The 12,205-nt window shown below is 39.8% G+C and carries 9 protein-coding genes; all 9 read left to right on the top strand.

The window, feature by feature from the left end:
- Positions 1–32 precede the first annotated feature (32 nt).
- The 9 genes from PASHI_RS13605 to PASHI_RS13565 all read left to right on the top strand — a co-directional run bounded on the left by PASHI_RS13605 (position 33) and on the right by PASHI_RS13565 (position 12,194).
- Positions 33–1,451, top strand: coding sequence for a phosphomannomutase (locus PASHI_RS13605; protein ID WP_062566033.1), 1,419 nt, complete (start codon positions 33–35; stop codon positions 1,449–1,451).
- 179 nt (positions 1,452–1,630) lie between these two features.
- Complete coding sequence (locus PASHI_RS13600; RefSeq protein ID WP_062566032.1) at positions 1,631–3,022, top strand: undecaprenyl-phosphate glucose phosphotransferase; 1,392 nt, start codon at positions 1,631–1,633, stop codon at positions 3,020–3,022.
- 50 nt (positions 3,023–3,072) lie between these two features.
- Entirely contained in the window at positions 3,073–4,371 is a 1,299-nt protein-coding gene (locus tag PASHI_RS13595; protein WP_062566031.1) for an oligosaccharide flippase family protein, read from the top strand.
- Between the two features lie 29 nt (positions 4,372–4,400).
- Positions 4,401–6,128: an SLC13 family permease gene (locus PASHI_RS13590; protein WP_062566030.1), complete on the top strand. Its 1,728-nt coding sequence runs from the start codon at positions 4,401–4,403 to the stop codon at positions 6,126–6,128.
- A 232-nt stretch (positions 6,129–6,360) separates the two neighbouring features.
- Positions 6,361–6,750, top strand: a complete 390-nt coding sequence (locus tag PASHI_RS13585) for a four helix bundle protein (RefSeq protein ID WP_062566029.1) — start codon at positions 6,361–6,363, stop codon at positions 6,748–6,750.
- A gap of 157 nt (positions 6,751–6,907) precedes the next feature.
- Positions 6,908–7,507, top strand: a complete 600-nt coding sequence (cysC, locus tag PASHI_RS13580; protein ID WP_062566028.1) for an adenylyl-sulfate kinase — start codon at positions 6,908–6,910, stop codon at positions 7,505–7,507.
- Between the two features lie 163 nt (positions 7,508–7,670).
- Positions 7,671–8,627, top strand: a complete 957-nt coding sequence (locus tag PASHI_RS13575) for a DHHA1 domain-containing protein (RefSeq protein ID WP_062566027.1) — start codon at positions 7,671–7,673, stop codon at positions 8,625–8,627.
- A 261-nt stretch (positions 8,628–8,888) separates the two neighbouring features.
- Positions 8,889–9,797 carry a UTP--glucose-1-phosphate uridylyltransferase GalU gene (gene galU / locus PASHI_RS13570; RefSeq protein ID WP_062566026.1) on the top strand — a complete coding sequence of 303 codons (909 nt, stop codon included), beginning with the start codon at positions 8,889–8,891 and terminating at the stop codon, positions 9,795–9,797.
- A gap of 258 nt (positions 9,798–10,055) precedes the next feature.
- Positions 10,056–12,194: a YjbH domain-containing protein gene (locus PASHI_RS13565; RefSeq protein ID WP_062566025.1), complete on the top strand. Its 2,139-nt coding sequence runs from the start codon at positions 10,056–10,058 to the stop codon at positions 12,192–12,194.
- The last annotated feature ends 11 nt before the right edge of the window (positions 12,195–12,205 follow it).

The following is a 12,205-nucleotide window of genomic DNA, read 5'->3' as shown; positions in this document are numbered from 1 at the left end:
CTTAATAAAAGAATTAATTAAATAGGTTTTTTATGGATAGCCAGTTAGTTTGCTCTGAAATCATAGCAAAGAGCGGTATTGCATTTGGTACCAGTGGTGCACGAGGTCTTGTAAAAGATTTTACCCCTGATGTAAACGCGGCATTTGCTTTAGCCTTTATATCAGCAATAGAAAATGAATTCACCTTTGATACAGTTGCGATTGCTATAGATAACCGCCCAAGTAGTTATGCTATCGCGCAGGCATGTGCTGAGGCGTTAAAGCAATACAAGTTAAATGTAGTGTTTTATGGAGTAATACCAACGCCTGCACTTGCTTACAAAGCAATGCAAGATAATATGCCTTGCATCATGGTTACTGGCAGCCATATTCCATTTGATCGTAACGGTTTAAAATTCTATCGCCCTGATGGTGAGATCACAAAAGCCGATGAACAGGCTATCCTAGCCAGCAAAGCCATATTCGCAGCGTTACCAAAACATCTAAATGAATTGCCATTAGATGTTTCTGCCTGTGAATCTTACACACTGCGTTACACCTCGCTTTTTAATGCTGATACCCTCAAAGGTAAAAAAGTTGGTATTTATGAGCATTCAAGTGCTGGTCGTGATATCTATAAGGTGCTGTTTGAGAAATTAGGTGCCGAAGTCATCAGCCTTGGCAGAAGTGATGAATTTGTACCAATCGATACCGAAGCTGTATCAGATGAAGATAAACAACGTGCACTTGATTGGTCCAATGAATACAGTTTTGATGCTATTTTTTCAACAGACGGTGATGGTGACCGACCATTAATTGCTGATGAAAATGGTAATTGGTTACGTGGTGATATACTGGGGTTATTATGTAGTCAGTTATTAAATATCGAAGCCCTTGCAACGCCTGTAAGTTGTAATACAGCAATTGAGAAATCAGTAAGCTTTAAGCAAGTCAAGCGTACTAAAATAGGCTCGCCATATGTTATTGCTGAATTTTCAAAGTTAGCTGAACAATACTCTTCAGTTGCAGGCTTTGAAGCTAATGGTGGTTACTTACTAGGTTCAGATATAACATTCAGTGGTAAATTACTTAAAGCTTTGCCAACAAGAGATGCTTTGCTTCCTGCGTTAATTTTGTTAGCACAACCTAAGCATGTATCTGAGTTGCTAGTCAAGCTACCACAACGGTTTACTGCTAGTGATCGTATTAAGGACTTTGCAAGAGAGAAAAGCTTACAAATTATTGCTGCGTTACAGCAAAATGCGCAAAGCTTTTTATTAGAATTAGGCTATGATGAAAGCTACGAATTAGACTTAACTGATGGTTTACGCATTACGCTTGTATCAGGTGATATAGTTCATTTAAGACCTTCTGGTAATGCACCAGAATTAAGGTGCTATGCTGAGGCTGAGTCAAGCGAAAAAGCTATAGATCTTGTAAATAAAGCATTAGTTACAGTGCAAGCATCATAGTTTTTCGAGCAAGCTGCAAGACACTTGCTGCTATCCCCTTTGTTTAGTAAAAATAAACGTTGTAAAAATGGCAATAACCAACGGTTAGATTATACTTTAAAGGCTACCATAATGAACAAACAGTAGTGTAATGATGGTAACCTTCCCCTAGTAATAATAAAAATGAGAAGTAAACATAAATGCATAAAGGTATTTTGCAAAGTAATTCAACGGTAATAGCATTCGTGCAACGGATCCTCGATATTACTATTATTGTTGGCTGTTTATGGGTAGCAGTAGCTTTACAAGAAATCCCTTGGTTACTTCAGCATACAACAGCCTCTTTACTCGCAGTTTTCCTGTTTCACTTTACAAGTGAACTCGACAAACTTTATATATCATGGCGTGGTCTTTCTATTTACAAAGAGCTAAAAAAAACTATTTCACACTGGTTTGTTAGTGCTGCTCTGTTATTTTTAAGTGTTAACTTTTTAGCCCCGCAATACTTAAATCCTGAAGGCTTGCAGTTTTACTGGTTTATATCTGTTTTAGTCTCGCTTTCTGTATATCGTGTTGTGCTGCGTTTATTCTTAAGAACACTACGCTCTCAGGGTATTAATACTCGTTCGGTTGTGATTGCAGGTGCAGGCACTTTAGGTCAACAATTAGCAAATAATATTGTAGCTAATTCAAGCTTTGGTTTGGTGTTTGGTGGTTACTACGATGACTCTACTCCCAAGCAGCAGTTAGTTGCTGCTCAAGTGCTAGGTAACTTGGACAAGCTGGTCGCTGATTGTAAAGAAGGTGGGATAGATCGTGTATACATTGTATTACCACCCCAAGCTTATGAGCGCCGTAAGTGGCTGGTTAAAGAACTAGCTGATAGCACTGCAAGTGTTTATATAGTGCCAGATGTATTTACTTATCAGTTATTGCACTCACGTAGTGATGTCATAATGGGTATACCAACAATCAGTATTTACGATTCACCGCTAGATGGTAGTAACGCAATCATCAAGCGCATTGAAGATATTGTACTCTCTACGCTTATTTTAATCATGATATCGCCGGTTTTACTGGGTTTAGCTTTGGCGGTTAAGTTTACCTCGAAGGGGCCAGTATTCTTTAAGCAGAATCGCTATGGTATTGATGGCAAACCGATTAAGGTATGGAAGTTCCGTTCAATGAATGTAATGGAAGACGGCGCTAAAGTTACCCAAGCTACTAAAAATGATTCGCGCTTTACGCCAATTGGCCAGTTTATTCGCAAAACGAGTTTAGATGAACTGCCACAGTTTATTAATGTATTGCAAGGGCAAATGTCGATTGTAGGGCCAAGGCCTCATGCTGTTGCACATAACGAAGAATACCGTAAATTGGTAGAAGGTTACATGCTACGCCATAAGGTAAAACCTGGGATTACTGGCTGGGCGCAAATAAACGGCTGGCGCGGTGAAACAGATACATTAGATAAAATGGAAAAACGCATAGAGTTTGACCTAGAGTACATTCGTAATTGGTCATTATTCCTTGATTTAAAAATAGTGTTCTTAACTATATTCAAAGGCTTTGTGAATAAAAATGCCTACTAATTTTTAGTAGGAATCCCTTTTTTAAACTCTTCATACTTACCGAGAATTTAATGCTTTATAAAATTAAAGCTGTTTTGCGCGACGCTGAGCACCGACATACAGCAATTAATGCTGCTATCGCCCTCACAATTAGGGTTTTAGGCGCTGGTATGGCCTTTCTGTTTAATTTAATTATTGCTAGGCAATTAGGGGCAGAGCAGGCCGGTTACTTTTTTTTAAGTTTAGCTTTAACTATGTTGCTTGCTGGCATTGCCAGGCTTGGCTTTGACAATACTGTGTTGCGCTTTACATCAGCTGATGCTGATAATGGCTACACTGTGAAAGCAATATTAAACTTCGCACTTAAGTATGTTTTACCTGTAGCGAGTTTATTTACAGTCAGTATTTATATACTTGCACCTTGGCTTGCTGTAAGTGTATTTAATAAGCCAAAGATAACTTATACTTTACAATTAATAGCCCCTGCAGTAATAGGTTTGAGTATTGTATTTTTAGTGGCAATGAGCTTACAGGCTCGACATAAACTTGTTGCTAGTATCCCGTGCCAAAACATCGCTCACTTAATGTTGTGTGGCACGGCAGTTGTTGTATTTTCGGCTAAATCAGCAAGTGATGCGGCGCTTTATTTAAGCTTATCATTGGGGGTAACTTCTAGCTTTTTTTATTGGTTAAGCATTAAAAACTTAAATAATAATGGCGAAAAGCCAGACCCTAAAAAGCTTTGGCATAGCGCAAGGCCTAACTGGGTCATTATAATGATGAACCAATCAGTACAGTGGAGTGCGCCAATCATCATTGGTGTATTTTTAGTGGCAGAGCAGGTCGCTTTTTTTAGTGTTGCCCAGCGTATTGCACTCTTAACTTCGTTTATTTTAATGGCGGTAAATTTGGTTGTTGCACCCAAATTTTCGGCTTTTCATGCCAAAGGTGATGAGCATGGCATTCGTAAAACAGCTTTGTTTTCGGTGCGGTTATTAGTTTTAAGCGCATTACCCATAGTGCTATTTATGCTGCTGTTTCCTGAATTTTTGATGAGCTTGTTTGGTAATGAATTTAAGCAAGGGGCTGTTATTTTACAGATTTTAGTTTTAGGGCAAGCGGTTAATGTAGTGACGGGGTCTGTTGGTTACTTATTAATGATGAGCGGCCATGAGCGCGATATGCGTTTGGTTACTCTCATTAGCGGCTTTGGTGTTTTAATTAGTGTGCCTATTTTTACTAAGCTGTTTGGGGCAGTTGGTGCCGCAACTGCCACCGCGTTTTTTATTAGCTTACAAAACTTACTGGCAGTTTATTTTGTTAAAAAGCGCCTCGGCTTTAATACCTTAAAGTTTTGGCAAAAGATATGATTTGGCGAGCTACGAATAAGGATGTTTGAATGATTTTACAGCAATGGTTGATAGTGGTTATATTTATTACAACCATTGTAGGCTTAATTAAATTTCAAAAATTTCCTGAGCGTGTATTTGCTGCCGCTTGTTTGTTGTGCTTTGCTACAAACTTGGTTTCTACCGAACAATTACTGAATAATGCAGTAAACCCTGGGTTGGTAACACTGCTCTTATTGGTTGTTTGTGCATTTGCCTTTGAGCGCACCAGCTTTTTACGAAAACTGGCCAATGTTTTATTTAATGGCTCTGTGGTTAAGTCATATGTTAGAACCTTATTGGCAACAGTTGTGGCTTCTGGTTTTTTAAACAATACAGCCGTAGTTGCTACTTTAATTAGCCCGGTTAAAAACAATAAACTCATTGCCCCTACCAAATTGTTACTGCCCCTTTCTTATGCCGCTATTTTAGGTGGCACCCTTACCTTAATTGGCACCTCAACTAACTTAATTGTTAACTCTATGCTGATTGAACGGGGTGCAGAGGGCTTTAAATTCTTTGACTTCTTACCTATTGGCCTATCTGCAGTGGCAGCCTGTGTACTAGTGATGGCACTTACGATTAACCGCTTAAAAGGTAAGGTTTGTAAAGATGAAACCTCTAGCGATTACTTTGTTGAAGCTAAAGTGAATGTTGGCTCACCGCTGATAGGTAAAACAGTAGAGCAAAATGGTTTACGTAGCTTAGAGTCACTATTTTTGGTTGAGGTAGTACGCGATAACCGCTTAATTTCGCCAGTAGCGCCGACGCAGATGATTCGTGAAGGCGATAAACTTATTTTTTCAGGCGATGTTACTAAAGTGCTGGTGCTACAGCAATTTGAGGGGTTAAGCCTATTTGCAGAGCAAGATGGTTTACTGCGCGATAACTTAACCGAAGTCGTTATTAAACCAGGTGCGGCAGTGGTAGGTAAAACGCTTAAAACGGCTGGCTTTCGTGCACGCTTTGATGCCGCTGTAGTTGCAGTGCGCCGCGAAGGCGAAAAGCTTTCGGGTAAGTTAGGTGATATTACCATTCAAAGCGGCGACTTTTTGATACTTGCTGTTGGCCCTGACTTTGCTAAACGAACTAACTTAACTAAAAACTTTTTTATCCTGAGCGGTGTTAAAGCCGACAACATGCTTAAAGGCTTAAAAGAGCGTATTGTTACTTGGGGCTTTGTGGCAACCATTGCGGGCTCTTTAATTTTTGATATTAGTTTATTAAAAAGCTTTATTTTTTACCTAGCAGTGCTGGTGGGTTTCCGTTGTTTATCGCTAAACGAAATTAAGCGACGTTTTCCGTTAGAGCTTTGGCTTATCGTAATGAGCGCTTTAACATTAGCTACAGCCTTAGATAACTCAGGTGTATCTAAACTAATAGCCGAGCAAGTCGAAGGCTTACTTGCAGGACAAAGCGTTTATATCGCCTTTATTGGTGTATTTTTACTTACTCTATTATTTACAGAGTTAATAACTAATAACGCAGCAGCAGCGCTTACATTCCCCATTGCATTTACCATAGCTCAAGGCTTAGGCGTAAGTTACATGCCATTTGTACTTGCAGTCGCTTTTGCCGCGAGTGGCAGTTTTATTAGCCCTTACGGCTACCAAACCAACCTAATGGTTTACAATGCCGGCAACTACAAGCTAACCGATTTCATAAAGTTTGGCCTACCGATCTCAATCACCTACAGCCTAGTGGTACTGACCCTGATACCCGTGTTTTTTCCGTTTTAGAAAAGCCATTAGGCTTTGGGTGCTAGGCGATAGGCGCTAGGGGCTAGGATGCTAGGAGCTAGGTAATAGGCGCTAGGTAATAGGTGATAGGTGCTAGGTAATAGGTGCTAGGAGCTAGGTTGCTAGGAGCTAGGCGTTAGGTAGAAATATGTCTTTAGGCTCTAGGCGCTAGGTTTATTTTGCGATAAGGTTTAGTTGTGAATGGATTTCACCTATGGCGAAGGGACTAATTATGAAGTTTGAACAAATGGATGTGTGGAAGAAGTCATCACGATTAGCATGTGAAATATATAAAGTAATGCTTGTTTGCAAAGATTACGGTTTTAAAGATCAAATAACACGTGCTGCATTATCAATTCCTTCTAATATCGCTGAAGGCCTTGAAAGAGAAACAGAGAATGATGAAGCTCGTTTCTTATATTATGCAAAGGGCTCTGCAGGAGAGCTCGTAACTCAATTATACATTGGTATTGAGATAAAATTTATCGATAAGCATGTTGGCTTGCAATTAATATCAGAAGCTAAAGAAGTTGCTGCTATGATTGCAGCGTTAATAAAATTAAGAAAAGGCTGCGTAAAAGAATCAGCCATTGAATATCATTTTGAAGAACCTAGAACCTAGAACCTAGAACCTAGAACCTAGAACCTAGAACCTAGAACCTAGAACCTAGAACCTAGAACCTAGAACCTAGAACCTAGAACCTAGAACCTAGAACCTAGAACCTAGAACCTAGAACCTAGAACCTAGAACCTAGAACCTAGAACCCCCAAGAGGTACCATGACCGAGAACATTGTATGGCACGATCAAACTGTTTCGCGTGCTGAAAAAGAACAACATAAAGGGCATAAGCCGGTATTACTTTGGTATACGGGATTAAGTGGCTCTGGTAAGTCGACTATTGCGAACGCGGTTGAGGCTAAACTATTCGAATTAGGTTGCCATACTTACCTGCTTGATGGTGACAATGTACGCATGGGCTTAAACAAGGGCCTTACTTTTAGCGACGAAGACCGTATTGAAAATATTCGCCGTATTAGTGAAGTAGCTAAGCTGTTTGTTGATGCGGGTTTAATTGTATCAACGGCGTTTATTTCACCTTTTAAAGAAGACCGTGCTCGCGCTCGCAGCATTATGAACCAGGGGGAATTTGTAGAGGTATTTATCGATACGCCATTAGAGGTTTGCGAAAGCCGTGACCCTAAAGGGTTATACAAAAAAGCCCGTGCCGGTGAGATCCCTAATTTTACAGGTATTAGCTCTGCGTTTGATGTGCCAGAGCAACCAGAGATTCATGTAAAAACAGCAGAGCAAAGCATTGAGCAAAGCGTTGAGCAGATTATTGGTTATTTACGCGAAGCAGGGATTATAGAAATCTAGAGCCAGAAACCTGACGTCTAAAATCTGGTATCTAATCTCTGACGTCTAACTTCTGACCTCTGATATCTTTTTTCTGATATCTGACTTCTAAAATCTGATATCTAATCTCTGACGTCTAACCTCTAACATCTGTAATCTGACTTCTATTATTCTTTGAGACTTTATGAACTACGATATTTTTAATGGTGATGCCGATGGCATCATCGCACTATTACAGTTACAGCTCGCTAACCCTGTTGAAAGCGTGAAAGTAACAGGTGTGAAACGTGATATTCAACTACTAAAAAAAATTACCCCAAAAGCCGGTGATAATATTCGTGTACTTGATATTTCGATGGAAAAAAACATGGCAGAGTTGCACGACGCTCTATGCGTAGGTGCACGAGTTATGTATGTAGATCACCATAAAGCAGGTGATATTCCAAACCATGCAAACTTATTTGCTCACATCGATTTTGATGCAAACATGTGTACTAGCTTAATAGTGAGCGATCTTATCGATAAGCAATACCACTTATGGGCAATCACAGCTGCTTATGGCGATAATTTATTTGCAAAAGCCGATAGCGAAGCCGATAAACTAGGCTTAACAGAACTCGAAAAGTCACAACTTAAAGCATTTGGTACGTATATTAACTATAACGGCTATGGCAGCGAGGTAGCCGATTTACACTTTGCTCCAGAAGACTTATTTAACGAGTTACTAAAATATAAGTCACCTCTTGATGCCATTAACGACAGTGAGTCGGTTTATTACGTGTTAGAAAAAGCCTACAAATCTGATATGCAAAAAGCGGCTGACGCTAAGGTTTTACATAATTGCGATACAGCAAAGGTTATTTTACTTGATGACGCCCCGTGGGCGCGCCGTGTAAGTGGTGTATTAGGCAACGACCTTGCAAACCAAGCACCTAATAAAGCCCATGCAGTGCTTACCTATAATAATAAAGGAAGTTATACCGTAAGTGTAAGAGCACCACTTAATAATAAACAAGGCGCTGTTGATGTATGCAGCCAATTTGCCACCGGCGGCGGCCGTGCAGCTGCAGCAGGTATAAACGAACTAGACCAACAACAAGTTGAACAGTTTATTACTACTCTAGTTAATTTTTATAACTAACCCCTTGCTAGTGGCACTCCAGCCACTAGCATCTTTTAGCTCCTAGCTCCTAGCTCCTAGCTCCTAGCTCCTAGCTCCTAGCTCCTAGCTCCTAGCTCCTAGCTCCTAGCTCCTAGAACCTATCGGTTCTTGTTCATCCTCCGTCAATATTATTACTGCTAACTTGGTTATAAATCTTTTTTTACTATTGCGCAAAATGAGTTAATAACTCATACTTTGTAATTATTTATTCTTACCACAATAATTAAGGGACTAAACATTATGAAAGCTGTCATTCCTGTTGCAGGCCTTGGTACACGTATGTTACCGATGACAAAGGCAATTCCTAAAGAAATGCTACCTCTGGTTGATAAGCCACTTATCCAATACATAGTAAACGAATGTGTTGCTGCGGGTATTAAAGAAGTTGTATTGGTTACGCATAGCTCTAAAAATGCTATTGAAAACCACTTTGATACCAGCTTTGAGCTTGAAGCAACGCTTGAAAAACGTGTAAAACGTACTTTGCTTGAAGAAGTACGCTCAATTTGCCCTGCTGATGTAACCATTATGCACGTACGCCAAGGCGAGGCTAAAGGATTAGGCCATGCTGTTATGTGTGCAAAACCTATTGTTGGCGATGACGACTTTGTTGTTGTACTGCCAGACGTAATTTTAGATAGCTATACAGCTGATCAAAAAACCGAAAACATTGCAGCTATGATCAAGCGCTTTAATGAAGTTAAAGCAAGCCAAATCATGCTAGAGCCAGTACCGCAAGAAAATGTACATAAATATGGTATTGCTGATATCGGCGGCGTTAAAATTAAAGCGGGCGAAAGTGCACCAATTAAAACCATGGTCGAAAAACCAAAAGCTGAAGAAGCACCTTCAAACCTAGCTGTTGTTGGCCGTTATGTGTTATCTAAAGCTATTTGGCCATTACTTGCTAAAACACCAGCGGGTGCAGGCGGCGAAATTCAGCTTACTGACGCTATTGATGAGCTAATGAAGCACGAAATTGTTGAAGCATTCCACATGAGTGGTCGTGCTCACGACTGTGGCGATAAATTAGGCTACTTAAAAGCGATTGTTGAATACAGCATGCGTGACGAAAACCTAGGTGAAGAATTCACTGATTTTGTAACCGAAATGGTAGCGCCAGCAGAGCGACATTTAAAAGCGGTCTAAAAATAAGATATTAGAAGTTAGATATCAGGCTTTAGTGGTTAGAAGTTAGTTAATTGCTTTTAACCACTTGCTTTACCTCACCCCAAATATAATCTTGTTCACCTAGCACCTAGCACCTAGCACCTAGCACCTAGCACCTAGCACCTAGCACCTAGCACCTAGCACCTAGCACCTCCGCTATTAACTTCTCGTTTCTCACATCTAATGTTATATTTAATCTAATTTAAGGATTTTTATAATTTTAACTCGGAATAGTTTATGTCTAAGCTTAATGTCTTTATAGGTAGTGCAATAGCTCTAAGTTCGCCGCTTGTTTTTGCTGAACAAATTAACTCATATCAATCTTTCGTTGGTTATACTGGCCTTATTAATACTCCTAACGCTGAAGTTCAAGAAAAAGGAGTAATAGGCTTTGGTCATAACAATGAGCTTTTTGATCGCAGTAACCAGTATGTAAAGGGTCATAATTTTATTGTTAGTGCTGGCTTATTTGATGGTTTAGAAGTGAGTGGCCTTATAGCTTCAAACACTATGCACGACAATTTGTTTGTAGGAGAAGGTCGAAAACAAATCAGAGACTTATCATTTAATGCTAAGTACCAAATACCTTATATTCCTAAAGATTGGTTTAGCCTTGCTATTGGTGGCAAAGACGTTGGTGGGCATATTAATTTTTATGAAACATATTATGCTGTGGCATCAAAAGAATTATGGAACTTTAGGTTTTCAGCGGGTATCGCAAAAAGTAAACGCCCTCATGGCGAGATGGATGGTGTATTTGGGGGTATAGAGTACCAAGTGTTCGACTGGTTTAGTTTGCAAGCAGAGCATGATGCAGAGGCATTTAATGCCGGTGCTAAAGTGACTATTCCTAAAAAGTGGCTTTATGATATTGGCGAGCTAACCTTTACCAGCCGATTTTACAGTAACACAGATTACTCAAAACAAGACACCTATTGGGGTGTGAACTTTAGTATGCCGCTTTCGAGTGAAGATAAACAAAATTATAAAAAAGTTGAAGCAGCCCCTTATGTAGCACCGGTTGCTACAAAGCCAATTGCTAAAATTGATGACCATGGTATCGGTTTTATACAAACAGCTATGGCGCCAGAATTAGTTGAACAAGCAAAAGCCCTTACGGTAGCAAGTGTAAAACAAACGCCAACAGCAAATACGCAAAAGCTAGCTAACTCAAGCTTAAATAGCCAAGTAATTGAATTAAAACAAGCACTGATTAACGATGGCTTCGAAAATATAGTGGTTGGTTATAACCTGAATACCGTATTTGTTAACTTTGAAAACTCGGTATTTAACCGTAACGACATCGATGCCATTGGTGTTGTACTTGGCCGTATTGCTGAAAGTGTAACTAACGAAAGCACGCACTTTAACGTACAACTTTCTAAAACAGATATTCCTTTAATTGCGATTCAGGGCAAGGTTGATAACTACCGCTTATTTATCGAAAAAGGTGTAAGCCCAGATTTAAATGTTCAGCAAGGCAAAGCGAGTATTCCTGAAGGTGTTATATGGGCCGGTAAAGCAGAGGCAAGCCCTTACTTTAAACCGCGCTTAACCTTGAGCCCTGCTTTATCTAATACTTATGCAACAGAGTTTGGAGTATTTGATTACTCTGTAGGCTTGCGTGCCGAGCTTGACGTGCCGCTGTGGCAAGGTGGTGGTATAAAGGTTACCGGCCAAACTATTTTAGATGAAAGTAGCGACTATGAAGATAACGGTGTATTTGATAATTACAGCCTAGATGAAGGTATTGTAAATGCAATGCTGCACCAAACCTTTGCACTGCCGTATGGCTTTTATAACCAAACGCAAATTGGTTTCTTTAAAGACTATTTTGATTACAAAGCTATTATTAACGAAACTGCCTGGTTAAGCCCTGAAGGGCGTCACAAAGTAAGTGCTAAAATTGCTTATTTTGATTATGCAGACTACCGCGCATCACGTGAGTACGAAACTCTCACATACCAATACAACTGGGTAGAGCAAGATATTACTTTTCATGCTACGGCTGGTAAATATTTTTATGGTGACAGTGGCGTAAAACTCGAAAGTCGCTTTTGGTTTGGTGATAGCTACATAGCAGTATTCTATGAGGATACAGATGCGCAAAAAGCAGGGGTTGGGCTTAGTATCCCACTTACACCACGTAAAGATATGAAAGTAACACCGTTTGGCCAGTTAAAAGGCCGTGAAATGTGGCGAGTTGGTCTATCAACGCAAATAGGAAAATTAAACACCTTGGTATTTAACCAAGGTTACGCTCCTTCTACACAAGTCTCTTTAGACAATACAATGTTTAGACGCGGCCGTTTAACTTCGAGCTATATTTATAGCAACCTAGCGCGAATGAAAGAAGCGTATGAGAGTTATAAATAATAGCGACTCGC

Source organism: Pseudoalteromonas shioyasakiensis (assembly GCF_001550135.1).
Classification (GTDB): Bacteria; Pseudomonadota; Gammaproteobacteria; order Enterobacterales; family Alteromonadaceae; genus Pseudoalteromonas; species Pseudoalteromonas shioyasakiensis.
The sequence above is the reverse complement of the archived record's forward strand: the minus strand, read 5'-3'. Positions and strand labels throughout refer to the sequence as shown.

What these genes read in the sequence shown, in the direction of transcription:
- PASHI_RS13605 (WP_062566033.1), top strand. Translation starts at nt 33, where the DNA reads ATGGATAGCCAGTTAGTTTGCTCTGAAATCATAGCAAAGAGCGGTATT.
- PASHI_RS13575 (WP_062566027.1), top strand. Translation starts at nt 7,671, where the DNA reads ATGAACTACGATATTTTTAATGGTGATGCCGATGGCATCATCGCACTA.
- PASHI_RS13565 (WP_062566025.1), top strand. Translation starts at nt 10,056, where the DNA reads ATGTCTAAGCTTAATGTCTTTATAGGTAGTGCAATAGCTCTAAGTTCG.
- PASHI_RS13590 (WP_062566030.1), top strand. Translation starts at nt 4,401, where the DNA reads ATGATTTTACAGCAATGGTTGATAGTGGTTATATTTATTACAACCATT.
- PASHI_RS13600 (WP_062566032.1), top strand. Translation starts at nt 1,631, where the DNA reads ATGCATAAAGGTATTTTGCAAAGTAATTCAACGGTAATAGCATTCGTG.
- cysC (WP_062566028.1), top strand. Translation starts at nt 6,908, where the DNA reads ATGACCGAGAACATTGTATGGCACGATCAAACTGTTTCGCGTGCTGAA.
- PASHI_RS13585 (WP_062566029.1), top strand. Translation starts at nt 6,361, where the DNA reads ATGAAGTTTGAACAAATGGATGTGTGGAAGAAGTCATCACGATTAGCA.
- galU (WP_062566026.1), top strand. Translation starts at nt 8,889, where the DNA reads ATGAAAGCTGTCATTCCTGTTGCAGGCCTTGGTACACGTATGTTACCG.
- PASHI_RS13595 (WP_062566031.1), top strand. Translation starts at nt 3,073, where the DNA reads ATGCTTTATAAAATTAAAGCTGTTTTGCGCGACGCTGAGCACCGACAT.